Origin of the sequence: Pedobacter cryoconitis (genome assembly GCF_014200595.1) — a bacterium.
GTDB classification, from domain to species: domain Bacteria; phylum Bacteroidota; class Bacteroidia; order Sphingobacteriales; family Sphingobacteriaceae; genus Pedobacter; species Pedobacter cryoconitis_C.
The window spans coordinates 106,777-127,953 of record NZ_JACHCG010000001.1 but is presented as its reverse complement, the minus strand read 5'-3'; the positions used below and the strand labels follow the sequence as shown (position 1 = coordinate 127,953).

Annotated in this window: 22 protein-coding genes; 9 read left to right on the top strand and 13 right to left on the bottom strand. The window is 39.1% G+C overall.

All coding sequences use genetic code 11. The annotated features are described in order from the left end of the window. Positions 1-24 precede the first annotated feature (24 nt). A complete protein-coding gene (locus tag HDE70_RS00600; RefSeq protein ID WP_183887405.1) occupies positions 25-1,173 on the bottom strand; it encodes a cysteine desulfurase family protein in 1,149 nt (382 codons plus the stop codon). A gap of 6 nt (positions 1,174-1,179) precedes the next feature. Then, positions 1,180-2,568 (bottom strand): phosphoglucosamine mutase, encoded by a 1,389-nt coding sequence (gene glmM, locus HDE70_RS00595; protein ID WP_183867463.1) that lies wholly within the window; start codon positions 2,566-2,568, stop codon positions 1,180-1,182. Between the two features lie 136 nt (positions 2,569-2,704). Between glmM and HDE70_RS00590 the strand changes: the two genes are divergently transcribed. Genes HDE70_RS00590 through HDE70_RS00580 form a run of 3 tightly spaced genes read left to right on the top strand, consistent with a single transcriptional unit; the run spans position 2,705 to position 4,721 of the window. Continuing rightward, positions 2,705-3,436 carry a class I SAM-dependent methyltransferase gene (locus tag HDE70_RS00590; RefSeq protein ID WP_183887403.1) on the top strand — a complete coding sequence of 244 codons (732 nt, stop codon included), beginning with the start codon at positions 2,705-2,707 and terminating at the stop codon, positions 3,434-3,436. Next, positions 3,433-3,996, top strand: coding sequence for a phosphatase PAP2 family protein (locus tag HDE70_RS00585; RefSeq protein ID WP_183867461.1), 564 nt, complete (start codon positions 3,433-3,435; stop codon positions 3,994-3,996). The genes HDE70_RS00590 and HDE70_RS00585 overlap by 4 nt, the downstream gene beginning before the upstream one ends. Further along, positions 3,996-4,721, top strand: coding sequence for a ZIP family metal transporter (locus HDE70_RS00580; protein ID WP_183867460.1), 726 nt, complete (start codon positions 3,996-3,998; stop codon positions 4,719-4,721). Before HDE70_RS00585 ends, HDE70_RS00580 begins: the two co-directional genes overlap by 1 nt. Before the next feature lie 64 nt (positions 4,722-4,785). Here HDE70_RS00580 and HDE70_RS00575 read toward each other — a convergent pair whose 3' ends face one another. The 9 genes from HDE70_RS00575 to HDE70_RS00535 form a co-directional block, all read right to left on the bottom strand. Further along, positions 4,786-5,244: a MarR family winged helix-turn-helix transcriptional regulator gene (locus HDE70_RS00575; protein WP_311676448.1), complete on the bottom strand. Its 459-nt coding sequence runs from the start codon at positions 5,242-5,244 to the stop codon at positions 4,786-4,788. Between the two features lies 1 nt (position 5,245). Continuing rightward, complete coding sequence (locus tag HDE70_RS00570; RefSeq protein WP_183867459.1) at positions 5,246-5,419, bottom strand: DUF5522 domain-containing protein; 174 nt, start codon at positions 5,417-5,419, stop codon at positions 5,246-5,248. Then, positions 5,419-6,360, bottom strand: a complete 942-nt coding sequence (locus HDE70_RS00565) for an MBL fold metallo-hydrolase (RefSeq protein ID WP_183887401.1) — start codon at positions 6,358-6,360, stop codon at positions 5,419-5,421. Before HDE70_RS00565 ends, HDE70_RS00570 begins: the two co-directional genes overlap by 1 nt. After that, positions 6,361-6,957: a dephospho-CoA kinase gene (coaE, locus tag HDE70_RS00560; RefSeq protein WP_183887399.1), complete on the bottom strand. Its 597-nt coding sequence runs from the start codon at positions 6,955-6,957 to the stop codon at positions 6,361-6,363. It lies immediately after the preceding gene. Further along, the gene (locus HDE70_RS00555) at positions 6,957-7,904 is read right to left on the bottom strand and encodes a YbbR-like domain-containing protein (RefSeq protein WP_183867456.1); all 948 of its coding nucleotides are present in this window, start codon (positions 7,902-7,904) and stop codon (positions 6,957-6,959) included. The genes coaE and HDE70_RS00555 overlap by 1 nt, the downstream gene beginning before the upstream one ends. An 89-nt stretch (positions 7,905-7,993) precedes the next feature. Continuing rightward, positions 7,994-8,317, bottom strand: a complete 324-nt coding sequence (gene yajC, locus HDE70_RS00550) for a preprotein translocase subunit YajC (protein WP_041885747.1) — start codon at positions 8,315-8,317, stop codon at positions 7,994-7,996. A gap of 21 nt (positions 8,318-8,338) precedes the next feature. After that, complete coding sequence (locus HDE70_RS00545; RefSeq protein WP_183867455.1) at positions 8,339-8,782, bottom strand: DUF1573 domain-containing protein; 444 nt, start codon at positions 8,780-8,782, stop codon at positions 8,339-8,341. A gap of 12 nt (positions 8,783-8,794) precedes the next feature. After that, positions 8,795-9,688: a transcription antitermination factor NusB gene (gene nusB / locus HDE70_RS00540; protein WP_260159838.1), complete on the bottom strand. Its 894-nt coding sequence runs from the start codon at positions 9,686-9,688 to the stop codon at positions 8,795-8,797. A gap of 90 nt (positions 9,689-9,778) precedes the next feature. After that, positions 9,779-10,867, bottom strand: a complete 1,089-nt coding sequence (locus HDE70_RS00535; protein WP_183867453.1) for a Glu/Leu/Phe/Val family dehydrogenase — start codon at positions 10,865-10,867, stop codon at positions 9,779-9,781. Between the two features lie 111 nt (positions 10,868-10,978). Between HDE70_RS00535 and HDE70_RS00530 the strand changes: the two genes are divergently transcribed. Further along, positions 10,979-12,769: an ABC transporter ATP-binding protein gene (locus tag HDE70_RS00530; protein ID WP_183867452.1), complete on the top strand. Its 1,791-nt coding sequence runs from the start codon at positions 10,979-10,981 to the stop codon at positions 12,767-12,769. A gap of 70 nt (positions 12,770-12,839) precedes the next feature. Next, a complete protein-coding gene (locus HDE70_RS00525; protein WP_111632195.1) occupies positions 12,840-13,166 on the top strand; it encodes a DUF3276 family protein in 327 nt (108 codons plus the stop codon). 108 nt (positions 13,167-13,274) lie between these two features. Here HDE70_RS00525 and HDE70_RS00520 read toward each other — a convergent pair whose 3' ends face one another. Then, positions 13,275-16,565 carry a S41 family peptidase gene (locus HDE70_RS00520; protein ID WP_183887397.1) on the bottom strand — a complete coding sequence of 1,097 codons (3,291 nt, stop codon included), beginning with the start codon at positions 16,563-16,565 and terminating at the stop codon, positions 13,275-13,277. A 168-nt stretch (positions 16,566-16,733) separates the two neighbouring features. Here HDE70_RS00520 and HDE70_RS00515 point away from each other — a divergent pair, with 168 nt between their 5' ends. From HDE70_RS00515 to HDE70_RS00500, 4 genes are all read left to right on the top strand, one after another. After that, positions 16,734-18,041 carry a spondin domain-containing protein gene (locus tag HDE70_RS00515; protein ID WP_183887395.1) on the top strand — a complete coding sequence of 436 codons (1,308 nt, stop codon included), beginning with the start codon at positions 16,734-16,736 and terminating at the stop codon, positions 18,039-18,041. Between the two features lie 65 nt (positions 18,042-18,106). Further along, positions 18,107-18,763 carry a hypothetical protein gene (locus HDE70_RS00510; protein WP_183887393.1) on the top strand — a complete coding sequence of 219 codons (657 nt, stop codon included), beginning with the start codon at positions 18,107-18,109 and terminating at the stop codon, positions 18,761-18,763. Positions 18,764-19,115: 352 nt separating this feature from the next. Further along, the gene (locus HDE70_RS00505; protein WP_183887392.1) at positions 19,116-19,595 is read left to right on the top strand and encodes a hypothetical protein; all 480 of its coding nucleotides are present in this window, start codon (positions 19,116-19,118) and stop codon (positions 19,593-19,595) included. Between the two features lie 11 nt (positions 19,596-19,606). After that, on the top strand, positions 19,607-20,089 hold the full coding sequence (locus HDE70_RS00500) for a hypothetical protein (RefSeq protein ID WP_183887390.1): 483 nt from the start codon (positions 19,607-19,609) through the stop codon (positions 20,087-20,089). A gap of 75 nt (positions 20,090-20,164) precedes the next feature. On the opposite strand, the gene HDE70_RS00495 is transcribed toward HDE70_RS00500, so the two are convergent. Then, positions 20,165-21,169: a hypothetical protein gene (locus HDE70_RS00495; protein ID WP_183887388.1), complete on the bottom strand. Its 1,005-nt coding sequence runs from the start codon at positions 21,167-21,169 to the stop codon at positions 20,165-20,167. Positions 21,170-21,177: the final 8 nt, after the last annotated feature.

Sequence of the window (21,177 nt, the reverse complement as noted above, 5' to 3'; positions counted from 1 at the left end):
AGCTTTTTGTAATCAATAAAATTCTTAAACTGCGATATTCTGCTCTACAATATGTTTCACCTTTTCTATCACATAATCAATTTCCTCTTTCGTATTCAACTTGCTGAAAGAGAACCTGACCGATGGACGATTTGGATCAGTACCTATAGCAGTCAGCACATGAGACCCGATATTGGAACCCGAAGAGCAAGCACTTCCGCCAGATGCAGAGATGCCATTAATATCCAGGTTAAACAATAGCATATCAGACATATCCATTGCCGGGAATGATACATTCAGGACCGTATATAAACTTTTCTCAGGATCAGTTTCTCCATTAAAACTTATGGCAGGAATTTCTTCGGCCAGTTTATCTTTCATGTAAGTTTTCAAATCCTGGATATAGGCCTGGTGCTCTTCCATATGACTATAAGCCATCTCCAATGCTTTTGCCAACCCTACAATTCCATATACATTTTCAGTACCACCACGCATATTACGTTCCTGGGCACCACCAAAAATCATCGGACTGATTTTCACCGTATGATTTACGAATAAGAACCCTACCCCTTTCGGACCATGCAATTTATGCGCTGCACAAACTATAAAATGCGCTTTAATCTTTCTGACATCATGTGCATAATGACCCATGGTCTGTACGGTATCACAATGATAAATAGCCTCATAACGCTCACAAATATCACCAACCTTTTCCATATCGGTCAGGGTTGCCAATTCATTATTTGCATGCATTAAGGAAACAAAAGAACGTGAATTCTCTTTTAACAGTTGTTCCAGGTGATCATAATCAACATTCCCCTTAGCATCAATATTTACAAAGCTCAGCTTATCAATAACGCCATCCTTTAATAACTGGCCAAGCGTATGCTCAACCGCATGATGTTCAATTTTTGAAGTAATAGCATGCCTGATCCCAAAAGCTGCAATACCACAACGTATAGCTGTGTTGTCAGCTTCTGTACCACCCGAAGTGAAAAATATTTCAGCAGGTGTCGCATTCAGTAATCCAGCTACAGTTTTACGGGCCTTTTCAATCAATGTACGTACCTCACGGCCCTGCGCATGAATTGAAGATGGATTACCATAATAATTCTCCATCACATTAATCATTTCAGCCATAACCTCTTTATCCAGAGGCGTAGTTGCAGCATTATCTAAATAGATCCTGTTCATTCTGTATTAATTCAATTTTAAAATTTCTTTGATGTCTGATATAATTTTGTTCGCCAGGTTTTCAGCTACAGTTTCATTTTCCGCTTCGCTATAAATACGGATAATTGGTTCTGTATTTGATTTACGCAAGTGAACCCACTCATTATCAAACTCTATTTTCAACCCGTCAATAGTACTGCTTGGCTGATTTTTGTACTTTTCCTGTACTTTAACCAACAAAGCATCAATATCCATTTCAGGGGTTAAAGTGATCTTATTTTTAGAAATATGATAATTTGGATAGCTGCTTCTTAATAAAGACACAGATTTACCGAATTTCGCAAGATGTGTTAAAAACAAAGCGATACCTACTAAAGCATCACGGCCGTAATGCAACTCAGGATAAATGATCCCGCCATTACCTTCACCACCAATAATTGCATTCGTTGCTTTCATCTGGTTTACCACATTCACTTCACCCACAGCAGCAGCATTGTATTCCCCGCCCGCTCTAAGGGTTACATCTTTTAAAGCTCTTGTTGATGATAAATTAGAAACCGTATTACCTACCTGATTTTTCAAAATATAATCAGCTACAGCAACTAAAGTATATTCCTCACCGAACATCGTTCCGTCTTCACAAACAAAACATAAACGATCTACATCAGGATCAACTACAATGCCCAGATCTGCCTGTTTGCTTTGTACTACTTTAGCAATTTCAGTCAGGTTTTCCGGAAGAGGCTCCGGATTATGAGGAAACTCACCATTAGGTTCACAGTACAGTTCGAATACCGTCTTTACCCCTAACGCTTTTAATAAAGCAGGAATAAAAATACCGCCTGTGGAGTTTACACAGTCAATTGCAATTTTGAAATTTGCTTTTTTGATCAATTCAACATCAACCAATGGCAAAGCCAGAATTACATCAATATGTTTTTGCAGATAAGAATCATCATAAGTAACTTTTCCAAGGTCATTTACCTCAGCAAAAGAAAAATCAGCTCTTTCAGCAATTTCTAATACTTCTTTACCATTTTCATCATTGATAAACTCGCCCTTCTCATTTAAGAGTTTAAGCGCGTTCCACTGCTTAGGATTATGGCTGGCCGTTAAAATAATCCCGCCACCTGCTTTTTCCATTGGGACAGCGATTTCCACAGTCGGTGTAGTAGATAAACCTAAGTCTATCACTTCAATACCCAGTCCCTGTAAAGTACCAGTTACCAGGTTATTCACCATGTCTCCCGAGATCCGTGCATCCCGTCCGAGTACGATTTTCTTAATGTTCGTATTTTTAATTACCCACGAGCCGTAAGCTGCGGTAAACTTCACTATATCAATAGGTGTTAGCCCATTTCCAGCGATTCCGCCGATAGTTCCCCTGATTCCTGAAATAGATTTTATAAGTGTCAACTGCTATGAATTTTGTTTTCCAAAAATAGTAAAAATTTAAGTAGGCGGTGTCATAATATCATAATTTGAATTGAATGTCCACCCAGTTGCATTCCTAATCACTATATTTGCTTTTTCTAAATTTAAGACGGTCCTTATGCAGCGAAAGTGGTTTCAATATTGGTTCAATTCTCCTTATTATCATATCTTATATAGTCAGCGTAATGACGCAGAAGCCGAGTTTTTAATTGATAACCTGACAGCTTACCTGAAGCCGGCACTGCACTCCCGTATACTTGATATCGCCTGCGGCAGAGGCCGTCATTCCGTTTATTTAAACAAAAAAGGATTTGATGTTACAGGAATTGACCTTTCTGAACAAAGCATCAAATACGCGAAGCAGTTCGAGCAGAAACACCTTCACTTTTTTGTACACGATATGCGTAAACTTGGCTATATCAATTATTATGATATCGCCCTGAACCTTTTCACCAGTTTCGGATACTTTGATACAGAAAAAGATCATGTCAATGCGCTTAAATCTTTCAGAAAAAGTATCAAAGAAGATGGGACCGTAGTGATTGATTATTTCAACACGCAGAAAATTATCAGTAACCTGACACACAGAGAAACAAAAACTGTTGAAGGTATAGAATTTGATCTTCGTAAATTTGTTGCCGAAGGTAAAATCATTAAACATATCAACTTCGAACACAAAAGCAAACATTACGCTTTTGAAGAACGTGTACAAGCATTCAGTTTGGCTGATTTTGAAAGGATGCTTGAAAAAAGCGGATTAAAAATCATCAATACATTCGGCAGCTATAGCCTGGAAGAATTTGATGTAGCTAAATCTGACAGATTAATCCTTGTTTGTAAAAAAGCATGATAGAAAGCCTGCATACCTTCGATGTAGAACTGTTTCTGAAAATTCACAGAGGACTGTCCAACGGTTTCCTGGACTGGTTTCTTCCATTGATGCGGAACAGGTATACCTGGGCGCCACTATACTTGTTTATTATCATTTTCAGTTTCAAAGAGTATAAAAAAAGAGGCTGGTATATTATAGGCGGCGTATTGCTTACGTTTGCCCTGGGTGATATGATCTCTTCCAGGTTCATCAAACCATTTGTTGCCAGGCTGAGACCATGTAATGAACCTGCACTGATTCATGATATTATTCACCGCGTGCCCTGCGGCAGCGGCTATAGTTTCCCATCCGCACACGCAACAAACCACTTCGGTATTGCCGTGTTTTTAATTATGGTTTTCTATCCAAGATGGAAGCCGATCCTGCCAATTGGCCTTGCCTGGGCATTTATTATTTCTTTTGCACAAATATACGTTGGCGTACATTACCCGATTGATACCATAGCAGGTGCTGCTTTAGGCTCAACTATCGGATTTTTAGTGTCCCTGATTTATAAAAAACTACAACCAGCAGTTTAATGGAAGTTTGGAAAATCTTAATCCTGTTCTTTTGCGCCTTCTTTGGGGGTTTATCTATATTTTTAGTCAAAAGTGATAAGTCACAACTGCTAAAACTTATACTTTCTTTCAGTGGCGCCTATTTATTTGCCATCACCGTATTACACCTGATACCCGACGCTTACAGCGGGCCTGACCACGCAGAAATAGGTATTTATATCTTAATTGGGTTCCTTTTACAAATCTTCTTAGAGCAATTCTCTGAAGGTGTAGAACATGGGCATATCCACAAACATGATGACACACAGATCTTTCCTTACGGAATTATGATCAGTTTGTGTTTACATGCCTTTTTAGAAGGAATGCCGCTGGCAGCAGATCAGCACAATGCCTTAATCTTTGGTATTTCCCTGCACCACATCCCCGCTGCTTTTGCACTGGCGAGTATCTTAATGCAAAACAAATTCAAGCCTGCCGGAATCATCTTTTACCTGGCCATTTTTGCAATCATGGCACCATTAGGATTCTGGGTCAGTAATGGAATCAGTACAGGCAGTATTGGAGGGATAGAAGTTTACTTCCACAAAATGATGGGTATCGTGATCGGGATATTTTTACATATCTCCACCACGATCTTATTTGAATCCAGCGTGGACCATAAAGTATCCAAAAGAAAAATGGTTGCTGTTTTATTGGGTATTGCGATTGCCCTGATCGGATTTTATACCTCAGGGCATAGTCACTAAATAGAAATTAACAGGCAGGGCAACAAAGGGCACCGTCTCTTAAGAGAAATTAACAGGCAGGGCACTAAGCTCTGCCCCTTGCTTTTTCCAGTAAAGAAGTTAATTGCTCCGCCTCCTGATGGGTTAAATTAGCAGAAAGAATAGCAGATAAGTTCATTTCCTTGTCCATTTTCTTTAACAATGCCAAACCCTTCTCGCTGATCAGTATATCCACCGCGCGCTTATCATAAGTGTTGGTCTTTTTACAAATCAAATCCTTCTGTACCAACCGGTCAACAATCCGCGAAGCATCACACATTTTATCAAGCATTCTGGATTTCAGCAGATTAATAGTCGAAGGGTCCGGGTGCTGGCCACGCAATATCCTGAGCACATTAAACTGCTGATTGGTAATATCATAAGATGAAACCGCCTGTTTTACCTGATCATTACACCAATTCTGCGTAAATGCCACGTTGACCATTGCCTCGTGGAATATGCTTTCATAGCGGGGGGCTTTTATTTCTTTCTGCAACTGTATCACGTTATCTTTTTTCTGAGGTTAGTTCATTATCATTACCATTGTTCTTCTTCCTGCCGTATTTCCATGGACAGTGCTTGCAACCATTCTTACAGCAATAACCACGTTTAAGATGGTATGCTTCAGTAAAAACCATCAAGCCATCCTCATTGAAATAATAATCGGCACTCTGTTCCATTAGTTAAGCAATTTAACAGTAATAATGTTTGAATAATAACTTTTTAGTTGAATTCCACTCCCATGTGTAGTCCAGATCTCTTTTGGCTTAACTTTTCCAATCGTATAAATGATATCGTCCCAGTCCACATGGTCAGAAATGAACAATTGCAGCTCATTATTGTTCTGTAAATGTTTCCATCCCGTTGCAAATACCCTGATTACATTCACCGCTTTGATATAACTTCGGTAAACCAGCGGCGGAACCAGGTAAATCATATCAGTTTTGGTATTTTTCATTACTTTACGGTCATAAACCTCATACTTTCCCATATCAATCCCCATTTGCTCATAAATTTTCACAAAAGGGAGGATACTATGGTGTACCAGGATCCTCCGCTGCGGGCAAAAGTCGCTGATCAATTTAATCAACCGCTGACTTTTACCTAAAGCATAGGCACCGAGCATAACATTGCTCGTTGTCGCATTTAGTTTTCTTATCTCCAGCTCCACATCCGGATGTTTAGTATCAGGATTCGCAAAAGTTGTTTCCGTAATCAGTACATCGGCCTCCGCGAACTCTATAGGCTCGCAGGTCGTATCCGGCTGAAGCTTATAATCTCCCGTATACAGATATTTAACCCCTTTATACTCCATCATCACCAGTGCCGAACCTAAAATATGGCCAGCAGGGATAAAACTGATCTTTACTCCATTCAATACAAATTCAGCGTGAAAAGCATACAGGTGAAATTCACCCGCCGCAAATTTCTTATACCGCTGTATCATGAACAATGAGGTTGCCTTTGTACAATACACATTGAAATTACCACTAATCGCATGATCACCATGTGCATGTGAAATTACGGCATCCTTTACCATTTCTTTTGGATCCAGGTAAAAATTGCCATAGGCACAATACAGTCCAATTTTAGTTGGCACTAAAAAATCCTCTAATATCATTTATTTTGTAAGGTTTATAAATTGATGGTGCAGCTCCAATACCTGGAGTATCACCGATTGGCTTTCATCATTTGTGATTAAAAAATCAGCCATTTTATTCTTTTCTATATCACTCAGCTGTTTATCCATGCGCGCCTCCACCTGTTCGCTGGTTACGCCGTCCCGCTCCATCACCCGCTGTATTTTGACAGCTTCAGGTGCAGTGACCAAAATACTATGGTCACACATTTTATAAGAACCACTCTCAAATAATAATGCAGCTTCTTTCAAATTATAAGGTACACCTGCCGGTATCGTTTGCTGCCAGCTTTCAAAGGCTCTGAATACAGCAGGATGAACCAATGCATTCAACTTCTCCAGCTCCGCTTTATTATTGAATACAATTTGTGCAATATGTTTATTGTTCAGCTTCCCGGACAGCTCATAACTCTCGCTTCCGAAGGTCTTTATAATCCCATCCCTTAACACCGGGTCAGTCACCATAATTTCCTTAGCTACAGTGTCTGCATAAAACACAGGAATCCCCAGCTGCTCGAATATGTGGCAAACCGTGGTTTTCCCACTTCCTATACCACCAGTAATCCCAATCTTAATCATTACTTTTCTATAATAAAATCAACTTTCTCCGGGTCTACCCTGACCTTTCTGCAATAATCAGGAAAGCGGGTTAACTTCACAGACAGCTGGCCATGATGCTTTAACTTCCATTCATTCAAATCTACCACCGCCTCAATAAAATCTTCATTTACCTGCTGATAACTGGATAAAGCAACCATAAAAGTTATCTTCACCTTTTTCGGATAAAGCTTAACATTATAATATTCACCATTATTGATAATCTTCAGCGGCACCTCCAGTGTTTTCTCCGTAAACTCATCTACTGGTAATTTCACCTCCACACTTGCAGGGAAAATATTCACATTTTTGAACAGGTTCTGCTTCATCCCTACCCTGGTTACTGCCTGGTTCTGAATATTATGCAGCACCAAAGTATCTGTTTTCCATTCACTGATCTTTTCCAGATCTTCCTGCGGGCCTGATACCGTTACATAATCAGGTGTACACTGAATCACATCAGAAATACCAAATTGCTTCACAAAAGATAAATTGGAAACTAATCTGACCGGAACCCTCTTCACAGTCCTTTTAGAAAAATCAAAATATAGCGTATCCGGGCGTACAGATATAATTTTCTGTGAAGTTTCCAGCTGGTTGTTCACACTATACAGCTGCTCTGAAAAAAGGATATAATTTCTGTTATTCAGCTTTTCAAGGTTGATGCTGATAAACTGCGGATTTACCCTCAAACGTGCAAATAACAATTGCCAGCCCGTTCCTTCTACCTGTAAATCTACCGTATCAGACTGTAGCGGATGAAAAGCCTTTTTCTGCGGAAAATTCTTATAAATCAGGACAGTCTTAGCCGTATAAACATATTTATTGTTCAACGCCAGAAATAACCATCCTGCAATAGCCAGAAGCACACAAGTGATCAATACTAAAAAGCGCTTTCGCTCTATTTTTGTAAGTTTAATGAATGGCATACGGGCTGTAATTAATCAAATTTAAGGTTTTATCACTAAACAAAAAAGCCGCGCCAAAATGGAGCGGCTTTTTAATGTCTGTAAGCGAATTAAGCCTTAGGCAATTCAGTAGATGCTTTAGTCGCATCCAGAGAAATCGCAGACTTGTCAAAACGGATTTTAGTACCGCCTTCAACTTCGATTAGAAAAGTAAGTTCATTCATATCAACGATTCTGCCGTGAATACCAGCAGTAGTAACTATTTTGTCACCTTTTTTCAAGTCTGCAACTAATTTCTTGTGGTCTTTAGCTTTTTTAACTTGTGGTCTGATCATGAAGAAATAGAAAACTACCATGATTAATACCATTGGAACCAAGGTACTTAACATACTGCTTCCGCCGGCAGCAGCATCTAAAATTACTGTTAATGTCATATTGATTGTATTATTATAAAATTATGTTCTTTCTTTAACCTCACCAATCAGATGTACCTCTGTGGTAGAAGGATTACCGTTTGAAGTGATGGTGACAACTTTATCCTGCATTCCCATTTTGCCAGCGCTGTTAAAAACTACTTTAATTACACCGTCAGCCCCTGGTTTAATCGGTTCTTTAGGGATTTCAGGAATTGTACAGCCACAAGTTGCAGTCGCATTGGTAATAATCAACGGACTTTTTCCTGTATTTGTAAATTTGAATTCATAATGTACCGACTCTCCCTGTACGATTTTACCGAAATTGTACATTCCCTGTTTGAAACTGATTACAGGTGCGTCAGGCGAAGCCACTGTTTTAGTTTCCGTAGTTTTAACTACACTATCAGTAGCAACCGCTGTAGGTTTTGTTTGGCAGGCAGCTAATGTTGCTGCTGCAAATGCAAGTAAAAATATCTTCTTCATTAATATATTTTTTTATTCTTCTATTAATCCGCGGCCAATTTTCTTGATACTGTTTGTACGTTTTAAATCGCCTAAAATTTTGTCCAATATACCGTTAATAAATGAATTACTTTTCGGAGTACTGTAATCTTTTGATAAGTCAAGATACTCGTTAATGGTAACTTTTACCGGAATTGAAGGGAAATTCATTAACTCACAAATAGCCATTTTCATCAGGATCGTATCCATTAATGCAATACGTTCCGACTCCCAGTTTTTAGTACGCTCAGCGATTAAATTCTGATATTCTGTATTGTTTTTCAACGTATAAGTGAAAAGATCTTCCACAAATTTGCTGTCTTCTTTCCAATCCGCACTGATTGGGGTCAGTTTGTTTTTAAACGGATCTTCTGACGTAAAGTTCTTCAGGGTTTTTGCAACCATTCCCTGCATTACTTCTTTATCTACCGGCCAGTTGATAAATTTATCTTCAAAAGCCTGGATGATATTCTGGCTTTTCAGAATGATTTTTCTAAAGATAAATTTGATGATCTCTTTTGATCCTTCCAAACTATCATCAGTATCTGCCAGATAAGCGATATACTCAGGAGTAGCTTTCAGCTTATTGTAGATTGTCCTGATGAATTCAGGATCTGCATGCCAGTTAATCTGGTATTTGTTTACAGCCGATTTAAATTCAGGGTTTTCCTGCAACAAAACAATGAACTTGTTGCGCAGTAACTTTTTGTTAGGATTCAGATCTTCCGCAGTAGGAAAGTGCTTGTTAGCTCTTTCAATTGCATCAACTGAAGTATATTCCGTGATCTCAGAAAGTAATGCCAGCATTCTGACATACATTTCATAAACCTGGTCAATACTGTGCATCAATTCTTTCTTTGCAGAAAGTAGATCCTTTTTGTCTGTCATTTGCCACGCAAAGATGTTTTGCAGGACTTTAATTCGTAGGTGCCTTCTATTTAACATGAATGTAAGAACGAGTTGGTAATATACCGGTTATTAAAATGATGATTTTATTTTTTTGATGTCTATTATTCTTTGTTCTGCAATCCTGTTTGCTGCCAGGATTGTCGGGATGTTTTCTGCCTTAGACAGTTTAATTACATTACGCGTTGCCTGGTAGATATTTTCTGTCAGCTGCATGGTGCGTTTTCTTCCGAAACCTGTTAATTCTGAATAACAATTAATCAGTCCTCCTGCATTAATCAGGTAATCAGGTGCAAAAAGTATATTTTTTTCCAAAAGCAACTTACCATGTACCTGCTCATCTGCAAGCTGATTGTTTGCTGAACCTGCAATAATCGCAAATTTCATTCTTGGAATAGTCACGTCATTGACCGTCGCCCCTAACGCACAAGGCGCATAGATATCAACATCCAGACCGAATACTTTATTGGCCTCTACAGGTTTTGCTTTATATTTTCTTGCAATATGGTGTAAACGTTCCTCATTGATATCACTGATAAAAACTTCAACGTTTTCATTTCTCAGTAATTCTACCAGTTGTTCCCCTACATTTCCGATCCCCTGTACCACAACAGAACGTCCTGCCAGCATATCCGTACCAAAAACTTCCTTTACGCAAGCTTTAATCCCCAGAAAAACCCCTTTAGCGGTAGTAGGTGAAGGATCGCCCATTCCACCAATAGATTCAGGAACCCCTGTCACATATTTGGTTTCCATGCTGATATACTCCATATCTTTAGTCGTTGTACCCACGTCCTCAGCAGTAATAAACTCACCATTAAGATTTTGGATAAAACGGCCGAAACTGCGCATCATCGCTTCAGATTTTCCTTTGCGGGAATCACCAATAATTACCGCTTTACCACCACCCAGGTTTAAACCTGTAATTGCAGCTTTATAAGTCATACTCCTTGATAACCGCAGCACATCTTCCAGTGCTTCAGTTTCCGTAGCATAGCTTAACATCCTTGTACCACCTAAAGCAGGGCCCAGTGTCGTATCATGAATAGCAATAATGGCTTTTAAACCGGTATCGGGATCATTACAAAAAACAACTTTTTTGTGTCCTAAAGCACTTAGTTGATCTAAAATTGAGGTTACCGCAGAACTATTACCAGACATAAGATTTCGTTTATCAGACAGCCCGCAAAACTAAGGATAAAAAACATTATTTACATTGTTTTAACCAAACAGTTTTCAAAAATCATGTTCAATTGGCTAACTTTACGCCACATGAAGCACCTTCGTTTTTTAAATAAACATTTCTATAAATATAAATGGTGGATCGTACCCGGGGTGTTTTTCGTTATTATCTCTAATATTTTCGGTGTAATTCCAGCCCAGGTTATTGGCCATGCTTTCAACCTTATTACCGAGAACATCCAGATTTACGGCCTTTTCAGCGGTTTCGAAAGACAGCAGATCATTTATGATATCTTCAGCTACAGTCTGCTTTATTTCGGCTCGCTCGTACTGATCCTCTATCTGATCAGGGGATTATTTCTGTTCTTTATGCGCCAGACCCTCATTCTGATGTCCAGACATATTGAATTTGATATGAAGAATGAGATCTATGCACACTATCAAAAACTGAGCCTCGGTTTTTACCGCCGCAACAATACCGGCGATTTAATGAACCGGGCTACAGAAGATGTGAACAGAGTAAGAATGTATGTTGGCCCTGCAATTATGTATGCCATAAATACCCTTGTTTTATTTCTGCTGATCATTACTTCTATGTATTCAGTGAATGCCAAACTTGCTACTTTCTGTTTATTGCCCCTGCCGGTACTGGTCGTTATTATCTATTTTGTCAACACACAAATCAATAATAAAAGCGAGCAGATCCAGGAGCAGCTTTCCCGTTTATCAAGTTTCGTACAGGAAAGGTTTTCAGGCATCAGGGTTATCAAATCCTATGTCAGAGAAGATTATACAAGGGAAATCTTTGCCAATGAAAGCAGTGCCTATAAAAACAGTTCTATGGGGCTGGTACGTGTACAAGCACTCTTCTACCCCACTATGCTTCTTTTAGTCGGCCTGAGTACTATTCTTACCGTATATATAGGTGGAGAACAAGTACTCGACGGCTCCATTACAGCAGGGAACATTGCAGAATTCATTGTATATGTCAATCAGCTTACCTTCCCGGTCACCATGCTCGGCTGGGTAACTACATTGATTCAACGTGCTTCAGCTTCACAGAAAAGGATCAATGAATTCCTCGAATTAAAGTCAGATATCCATAGCGGGGACGCTCCTGCGGGAGAAGTCCGTGGAAATATCAAATTCGATCACGTTAACTTTACCTATCAGGATACAGGTATCAAAGCATTACAAGATGTAACTTTTGATATTAAAGCAGGACAATTTGTTGCGATCATCGGACGTACCGGATCGGGAAAATCCACACTTGCGAACCTGATTATGAGGATGTATGACACCGATTCAGGTCAGATCTCGATTGACGGGACTTCGCTGAAGAAAGTCAACCTGAATTCCTTCAGAGATCAAGTAGGTTTCGTTCCACAAGAAGTTTTTCTCTTTTCTGATAACATTAAGAACAATATTGCCTTCGGACTGGATCAGGTAACTGATCTGGAAGTCGAAAATGCAGCACGAAATGCGGCCGTATATCATAATATAATGGACTTTGAACTGAAGTTTGACACCATGCTTGGTGAGCGTGGGATCACCCTTTCCGGCGGACAAAAACAACGTGTATCCATTGCCAGGGCATTGATAAAAGAGCCTAAAATATTGATTTTTGATGATTGTCTTTCCGCAGTAGATACGAAAACTGAAGAGGAAATCTTAAATAACCTGGGTAATGTCATGAAAGGAAAGACCAGCATATTAATTGCACACAGGATTTCCACGATCAAAAAAGCAGACAAGATTCTGGTACTTGAAGAAGGCCGTATTGCAGAACAAGGCACTCATGATGAACTAATTAACCTTCATGGGATCTACGAAGAGATGTATCAGAACCAGTTATTGGAAGAAGAAAATAAATCTCTTTAATTTCTATTTTGATCTTATCTAATTAATACTTTATATTTACCCGAACCAAAAACCAACAGCGATACCAAACATGGGAGAATTTGACAACAAAGAGAGAGAAGAGGTTTTTTCTAAAAAAGTAAGGGCCGGTAAGAGAACTTATTTTTTCGACGTTAAAGCAACACGTTCAGGAGATTATTATTTAACCCTTACTGAAAGCAAGAAAAGACTGGAAGACGGTGTATTTGTAAAACATAAGATCTTTTTATACAAAGAAGATTTTGAGAAATTCGCTGAAGGATTAAATGAGACGGTTGATTATATCAAGAATCACCAGGAAGTTGTTGAAAAACGCTATGAATATTCAGAAAACCATGAAGGTGCTGCAAAAGGCCAGAATGATGATTTTTCTTTCTAGGATAGGATTAAAGAACTTTTAGAAGCTCCGTACAGGGGCTTTTTTTATGCCCTGACCCGGGTAATAAAAAACCCGGGTGCTTTGGAGCAACCCGGGTCTGATCAAATATTATTGATGCGCCCTATCCGGATCAGCCGGTCTTTTTACATCCTTATAAGGATAAGTCTTCATCTCTTCTAATAAGATTTTAACCGTAGTTTCCAGCTGAGGATCTTTCCCCGCCAGTAAATCCTTTGGTGTTTGTTCCACAAACACATCAGGTGCAACACCCTGATTTTCAATTATCCAATCCCCATCGTTCCCATATATACCAAAATTAGGCGCGGTCACTGTTCCTCCGTCAATTAACGAAGGATAACCACTGATGCCGACTAAAATACCCATAGTGGTTCTTCCAACCAGCTTACCCAACTTCTTAAATTTGAACATATAAGGCATCATATCACCACCAGAGCCAGCATACTCATTGATGATCATCGCTTTCGGGCCAAAAATCCCGTTTCCCGGCGTAGTAAAATTCTGGCCATCACGTATTGCCCAATGACTGATCACCTCACGGCCTAACAAGTCCACCACATAATCAGCTACTGAACCACCGCGGTTATTGCGTTCATCAATTAATAAAGCCTTCTTATCCATCTGAGAGAAATAATACCTGTTAAAACTCACGTACCCTTCACTACCGGTATTCTGCATGTAGAGATAAGCAATTTTACCCCCACTCAGCTCATCCACCTGCTTGCGCTTACCTTCCATCCAGTTGACCCGGCGTAAATTTGTTTCAGCATCAAAAGAAACAGGCACCACCGTTACTTCACGTGCACCATCCAAACCAGGTTTTTTATTCACCATCAAGCGCACCTGCTGCCCCGCAGTATTCTCAAATAAACTATAGATACTTTGATCAGCAGTTAGCGGTACTCCATTTACAGCCACCAGATATACTCCTTCTTCAATGTTCAATCCGGGCTCTTTAAGCGGCGCTTTTAACTCAGGATTCCAGGATAAAGCACTTAATATCTTTGATATTTTGTAATATCCGTGATCAATTTCGTAATCTGCACCAAGCATACCGATCTCTACCGCTGAACTTTTAGGCTGATCTCCCCCTTTGATATAACTATGCCCAACTACCAGCTCACCAAGCATATCACGGAACAAATAAGTCAGATCCTCACGGTGCCCAACATAAGGGAGAAACTTTTCATATTTCCTTTTAACAGCATCCCAATCAGTCCCATGCATGTTCTCCACATAGAAGTAATCCTTCTCAATACGCCAAACCTCATCAAATGTTTGTTTCCATTCCGCAACAGGATCAATATATAGCTTAACCGTATTCAATTTAAGCTTGCCTTCTTCAGGTTGCGGCTTGCGCGAAGCATCGACTATATAATAATTTGATGCCGCGTTATACATTAATTTGTTACCATCACTGCTCACTGTGTAAATAGAGGCTCCCGGAACCAGTGTACCCGCTTTTAATGATTTCAGATCAAAAGCTTTCACCTCTCCACCATTCACGTACAACAATTTGCCCTTAATATTCCCATTTAAGTTATTATAATCACCAGCAGACAGCGGTAAAGCCACAATACGGTCACTCAGATTATCCAGGTCTATTTTGACCAGTGCCACAGTGTCCCGCTGGTCTTTTTTCACTACTTTAACTTTTTCAGCATTCGTGCTCTTAGGTGTTTTTGCATTTTTTTTCACTACCTCATCTTCATCTTTCACCACTTCCTCATCACTCTGGGCTGCGAAAAGAGAAGGGGTTTGTTTTGCTAATATCAAAGCATAAATACTGCTGGTATTCGGACGGTCATAAGCAGTCATGTGTAAACCACTATTTCCCAATCCAATATTAGTACTGGCAGTAAAAAACAGGTACTTACCATCGCGGCTAAATACTGTTGTACCAGCAGAACCGATACCATCAGTTACCTGAGTTGACTTCCCCGAAGTCAGACTATAAATAAAAACAGCGCTATTTCCATTCTCCAGCGTTTTAATATAAGAGATCCATTTAGAATCAGCAGACCACGAAGAATTAAAGTTATTCTCTGTCCTGTTGGTTACAGAACCTAATTTATCATTCGTAACTGTTACAACTTTACGCGTAGCTATATCTACATAAAAAAGATTAAGATGGCTATCCGAATAGAATAACTTTTTACTATCAGGCGACCATGTCAGCCCAAAATAGAAACCAGATTCACCAAGCTTGATATAAACCGGGTCTTTCTCTGCTAACTGATCTCTGAGTACCAATTGATAGTTTCCGTTACGATCAGAAACATAAGAGATCCATTTCCCATTCGGTGACCAGCCCGGTGAACGCTCATGAGAACCCGGAGATTTTGAAATATTTCTTGCATCCCCATTTTCTTTAGGTACACTAAAGATCTCCCCGCGACTCTCAAACAACGCACGTTTACCAGTTGGAGAAAGTTCCATTGCAGTAATGTCCTTGTCCATATTCTCGTAACGGGCACGTTTATAGGGAATATCCGCCTGAATCAGAATACTCAGCCGGTTACTTTTACCCGTTGCAGGATCAAGCGTATAAATGCCACCTTCTTCTTCATAAATAAGGGTTGAACCATCACTTGACAATGATTTTACATCATAATCCTTATAGGAAGTAACCTGCTCAACTTTCTTAGTACTGGTATCATAACTGAATATATTTTGTATATGGTTCCGGTCTGAAATAAAGAATATTTTATTCCCGATCCATTGCGGTGATATATTGTTTGATTTAGCCCCCGGAACAATTTCTATAGCATTCGTTTTGAGATCGAAAAGCCAGATATCAGGCATACCGCCACCACGATAACGTTTAAAAGCGACATCAGTACGTTCATTCGGAAACCCATTTTTAGAATAAGCCCATCGCTTGCCATCGGGCGATGCAGAGCCCTGAGTTGCTTCAGGCATAGGTAATGCCTTAGCCATTCCGCCTTTCAGGCTTTTCTGATATAAACGCGCATTAAATCCATAATCAAAACTCCGCGTAGAACTAAAGTATACTTCTTCATTATTAATCCACCCCCTGACCATATCTCCGGCAGGATGATTAGTTAATCTTTTAGGAGTGCCGCCATCAATTGGGATCACATAAACATCCTGATTTCCACCATAACTACCCGTAAAAGCAATATTGCGCTCATCGGGAGAGATAATTGGATTCATTTCCACTTCAGGATTAACCGTTACCCGGCGTGGAGAACTGCCATCCCGATTTGCAACCCATATATCCCCTGCATAAGCAAAAGCAATATGATTTTTGCTGATCGAAGGAGTTCTAAGCAATAAAGTTTCCTTTTCCTGGCCATTGGCCACAGCAGATGCCAGCCCCGAGGAAAGTAAAATAATTAGTAAAGAGTTTAGTTTCATATTTGATATCCTTTCATTCAATAATAGTTAGAGTAAAACCGTCCCCTCTTGTTTCAAATATCTGCAATATAATTTACGGGGATCGGGTTCCGGAAATTAATTTCGGATCTGCTGTAAGGTTTTATCTATGACCGCGACAAAGTGGTATAAACAAAAAACAAACACAAAATGACTTCAATTAAAAACAACTGGAAATGGCTTATTGCAGCCATCTTACCTTTAACATTTACAGCTTGTAAAAAAGATTCGGTAACTCCTGCGGCCGGTAACAAAACAACAATTACGGTAGAAAACGTATTGAATTCAAGTAGCCTTGTTGAATCAGGTACTTTTCAGGGTACAGGTACTCCGCCAGTTATACTTCCTGGTCAAACTGTTTCTTTCCGGTTTTCGGCTTCTATCGGGCAGGCCGTTACCTTCTCGAGTATGTATGGCTGGTCTAACGATTTGTTCTTTGCACCAGCAAACCCGGGGATTGCGCTTTATGATCAGAATAAAAAACCAATTGAAGGTGATGTTTCAGCACAAATCAAACTATGGGATAATGGGACAAGAGTGAATCAGGCGCCAGGTGCGAATGTTGTTCATCCCGGCATAGCAGAACATAATGCAATTACAGAAGTGAATGGAAAAGATGCTCAGGGAAACACTTATCTTCCGGCTTCATCACTGGTCAAAGCGAGCTTAAAATATGAAGGTGACTCTTATTTCACTTTGACATTACAGAATATTTCAGGGGGCACAGCTAACCCAACTCCTTTAAGTCCCGGCGTATGGGCAGTATCTTACATTGCCGGTGGAAAGTTGCTTAATCCAGCACCTATTTTCACCAGCGGGCAGCCTACAGCAAATGGTTTGACGCAACTTGCCGAAGCCGGAAATAATGCACCATTATATACTTATATAAAAAGCAATACTGGAATCTTCACTCCTTTATCTCCGATTCTCGTGGTTGTTTACAACGGTATAGATAATCCGATTTTCAAGACTGGTGAGAAAGACCGCAATGAAGGATTAAAAGAATTGGCGCAGCAAGGAAATGCGACATTATTAGCCGCAGCATTGAAAGGCAGAACAGGTGTTAAAAATGTCTATGTATTACCAGCACCAAACTCTACTGTCCTGCTTCCAATAATCGGTAACCAGCCGGGTGGTTCTGTTTCGCAAGAACTTTCAGTAGCCAAAGGTGACCGCATTGCTATTGCAACGATGTATGGCTTTTCGAACGACTGGTTTTTTGCTTCTTCCGGGAACGGTTCGGATGCTACACAAACAGCGGATATTTCAAGTTCCATCAAGCTATATGATAATGGCACTGCTGTTGATCAGTTTCCTGGCGCAGGAAATAACCAGTTCAACCTTGGCGGAGCTACTACATCACAAAGCAACGTGATTGCTGGCGTACCAAATCCAAATCCTTTTACCACTTTACCTGCTATTACTGATATCATTAAAGTGAAAATTAATGTGAATTAAAAAATGTTAGTTATTTACAAAGCCGTTTCTCTTTTTGGAAGCGGTTTTTGTAAATTGCTGATCGTATGAAATTAAGACTGATAATCATCCTGGTTTGCACGGCTACCTATGTGCATGCACAAAATATTCAAGGAAAATTTGTTCAGCAAAATTTTGTTGATGCCGGAGTAACCTTAACATTCGACCACAATAATTTCGTGTATGAACAAGGAGGTTGTTTGAATTCTCAAAAAGGAAGTGGAAAATTCCAGATAAAAAATAACTTACTCAAACTAAAATTCAAGCAGATATTAAATCAGGATACCTCAGCATATTCTATCAAAACTATCATCAAAAACATTGATTCTTCGATTGTTCATATTAAAGTATTTGATGAACAAGACTATCCAATACAAGGCATGATTACCATCCGCGATAAACATCATAAGAGAATTGAACAGTTTTTCACTGACAAAGATGGTCAATTATTGATTACTCTTAAAAACGATAAGAGAATTGCTTTTATCACAATTGATGACATAGGCACTTACCGGATTATAATTCCAATTTCCAAGTTAAAAAAGAAAAACTCAGAAATAGCAGCAAAACTCAAAGCCGCAACAATCTATTATATTTCGCCTAAAACAATGGTTTACAATATTGAAGAAATAACTGAGCAAAAAATAACATTATCCTCAGCAGATTCAGGGAAGATGAGATTTGCCAAAGTTAAAGAACTGTAACAGATCAGTAATCCAAATTTTAATTATGGCGAATTTGCCATAATAGTAGCATTAAAAGCCAATTCAAATAATTACTATTGCTGCCTTTAGCTCAGAAATTACTACAATTTCCTCTACAAATAATAACCGGCAATTCTTTTTCAACGTGCCCGGGACACCTGTATTCAACAAAAAATCAAACAGTTACCGCAAATCCTGATATTTAACAACAAACATCAGTACAGATGGCATTAATTTTGTCGTCAAATTTTATTTAGTTGATAAAATAAATATATTTTAACAATACAACAAATGAACCACAATAAATATACTATTGTTTAAACAACCCAATTAACCTCTAAACAGAAAAAGCATGGAAAATTACAAGTACTTTGAACAGGAAGGTGATAAATATCATTTGAAAGCACAATTCGCATTTATAGCCTTTATTGGTGGCTTATGTATTATAGCAGGCCTTGCGACTGCTTTTACAATAGGCACAACTGATAAAGCCAACAGATGGATTGGTTATGGCATCGCCCTGCTTGGTGCAATGGCCTTACTTCGCCTTACCTCAAAAACTGCCATTGATATGGGATCCCGTCAAATTCTGTTAAAAAAGAACTTGTTCTCTGCTGAAGTGGCCTATAGCCTGGATAATTTCGAAACTTTCCTCGTTGCCAAAACAGTTTCCATATTCGGGATTACAATGAACGCTACTGCAAGTATGATCTTAAACATCAACGGTGAGGAGAAACTTTTAATGTTAAACCAGTCCGTATTTTCTACAGCACCCCTCAACAATATGATTAATGAAGCTATGCACATCATGAAAATTGAAGACCACATATAAGATCAGGAATTATGGCGCTTTACAATCTACAAATCTCAGACGGCCGGTTCAGTATTCAACCCAACCTGAGTTACTATACTAAAATAAAAACCTTTTTAGCAGGGATTTTTTTATGCTATGCCGTCGTTCCATTTCTACCGATAGCACATGATATAAAAGTTGCACTCTATATTTTTGCAGCGGGACTTTGCTGTTACGTAGTTTATGAATTTCTTTTTTTAGCAAATGTAACGATGATTTTTGATCAGGGTACCCGAAAAGTATATAAAAAGACACCTGGTATTTATACAAAAACGCTGATGGACTTTGAAGAGATCAGGCTGGTCAATGATACCAGTTACGGTGAATTGACCTATACTATTGGCGCGAAGAATACGCGTTTTATAAATAGCTACCCGATCAGCGAACCCTTTTCAAACACGAAGAAGGGACATAGAGAGCAATTAGAATATGAAACGACAATTCTCGGGCCATTGATGGAATTCGTGAAGTAAACATAACCATCCCTTTTAAACAAAGAAAGCTGCCTTATCAATGACAAGGCAGCTTTCTTTTTGAAATTTATAAGCTTATTTAACCGACAACAAGAATCCTATGGTAAAGTTAGCATCCCAGTCAAAAACGAAAGTATCACAATGCGTCGCATATTTGATCGCTTTGTAAATATTTACACCACTTTTGATCTTTACCTTATCAGTATTATACTTTTCAGGATTATTTAATACCGTAAATCTTTCCTCACCATTGCGCGTCTGTTTAGCCAGTTCAAATGGAACACCACCAATAATAAAGCAAACCTCACGTTTAGCTGAAGGGATTTTCTCCGCAATAGCTTTAACCTGATCATAAACAGCAGCATCTTTTAAATCTTTCTCATAATATTTAGCTCCCGGTGCCTCAGCAGATTTAACTATACCGTCCATCCAGGATATTTTAGTGTTACCTGAACCAATATCAACCACAAAAGAGTTATCATAATAAGAAGCAGGTAATACACATTTTAAAGCTAGTTTACCTTCCTGTTCAGCAGTAACCAAATTGACTATATACCCCATTTTCTTCAACTCAGAAGTAATGGCAGCAGTTTTAGGTTCTTTCTGTGCACCAGAACTGATTACAAAATGTATGTTTTTAGATTTTACGCCCTTATCAAACATAGCACCTATATAATCTTTTAATCCTGTACGGATGTCGGCGGTAGTAGCCATACCTTCATACACAAAAGATTTCCCAAAGTCCTTAGAGATAATTTCCCAGCGTTTTTCTTTGTCAATATTAACGACAAAAGAGTTAAAACCAGAAGCACCAACTTCAACCACACCTTTGTACTCACCATTTACAGGTTTTTCAGGTGTGTAGTTAAAAGAACGTTTCTCATCATTAGTTGCTACCGAAGGAGAACCCGAAGTACTGACACTACGGCTAATACCTGTACTATCCTGAGCTGCTTTTGTTGTTGAGCCATCCAGCTTACCACTTTCAGACGCCCAGTAACCTAATCCTATAATTGGAATAGCAATAATTATTGCCTTAACCGGCCAGCGTAATCTGCCCCATGTTGATTTCTCTTCCATATTCTTTT

Bases quoted from the DNA above. Each gene is read 5' to 3' on its own strand.
- HDE70_RS00600 (WP_183887405.1), bottom strand. From the start codon at position 1,173: ATGAACAGGATCTATTTAGATAATGCTGCAACTACGCCTCTGGATAAA.
- HDE70_RS00590 (WP_183887403.1), top strand. From the start codon at position 2,705: ATGCAGCGAAAGTGGTTTCAATATTGGTTCAATTCTCCTTATTATCAT.
- HDE70_RS00585 (WP_183867461.1), top strand. From the start codon at position 3,433: ATGATAGAAAGCCTGCATACCTTCGATGTAGAACTGTTTCTGAAAATT.
- HDE70_RS00580 (WP_183867460.1), top strand. From the start codon at position 3,996: ATGGAAGTTTGGAAAATCTTAATCCTGTTCTTTTGCGCCTTCTTTGGG.
- HDE70_RS00570 (WP_183867459.1), bottom strand. From the start codon at position 5,419: ATGGAACAGAGTGCCGATTATTATTTCAATGAGGATGGCTTGATGGTT.
- HDE70_RS00565 (WP_183887401.1), bottom strand. From the start codon at position 6,360: ATGATATTAGAGGATTTTTTAGTGCCAACTAAAATTGGACTGTATTGT.
- coaE (WP_183887399.1), bottom strand. From the start codon at position 6,957: ATGATTAAGATTGGGATTACTGGTGGTATAGGAAGTGGGAAAACCACG.
- HDE70_RS00555 (WP_183867456.1), bottom strand. From the start codon at position 7,904: ATGCCATTCATTAAACTTACAAAAATAGAGCGAAAGCGCTTTTTAGTA.
- yajC (WP_041885747.1), bottom strand. From the start codon at position 8,317: ATGACATTAACAGTAATTTTAGATGCTGCTGCCGGCGGAAGCAGTATG.
- HDE70_RS00545 (WP_183867455.1), bottom strand. From the start codon at position 8,782: ATGAAGAAGATATTTTTACTTGCATTTGCAGCAGCAACATTAGCTGCC.
- nusB (WP_260159838.1), bottom strand. From the start codon at position 9,688: ATGACAGACAAAAAGGATCTACTTTCTGCAAAGAAAGAATTGATGCAC.
- HDE70_RS00535 (WP_183867453.1), bottom strand. From the start codon at position 10,867: ATGTCTGGTAATAGTTCTGCGGTAACCTCAATTTTAGATCAACTAAGT.
- HDE70_RS00530 (WP_183867452.1), top strand. From the start codon at position 10,979: ATGAAGCACCTTCGTTTTTTAAATAAACATTTCTATAAATATAAATGG.
- HDE70_RS00525 (WP_111632195.1), top strand. From the start codon at position 12,840: ATGGGAGAATTTGACAACAAAGAGAGAGAAGAGGTTTTTTCTAAAAAA.
- HDE70_RS00520 (WP_183887397.1), bottom strand. From the start codon at position 16,565: ATGAAACTAAACTCTTTACTAATTATTTTACTTTCCTCGGGGCTGGCA.
- HDE70_RS00515 (WP_183887395.1), top strand. From the start codon at position 16,734: ATGACTTCAATTAAAAACAACTGGAAATGGCTTATTGCAGCCATCTTA.
- HDE70_RS00510 (WP_183887393.1), top strand. From the start codon at position 18,107: ATGAAATTAAGACTGATAATCATCCTGGTTTGCACGGCTACCTATGTG.
- HDE70_RS00505 (WP_183887392.1), top strand. From the start codon at position 19,116: ATGGAAAATTACAAGTACTTTGAACAGGAAGGTGATAAATATCATTTG.
- HDE70_RS00500 (WP_183887390.1), top strand. From the start codon at position 19,607: ATGGCGCTTTACAATCTACAAATCTCAGACGGCCGGTTCAGTATTCAA.
- HDE70_RS00495 (WP_183887388.1), bottom strand. From the start codon at position 21,169: ATGGAAGAGAAATCAACATGGGGCAGATTACGCTGGCCGGTTAAGGCA.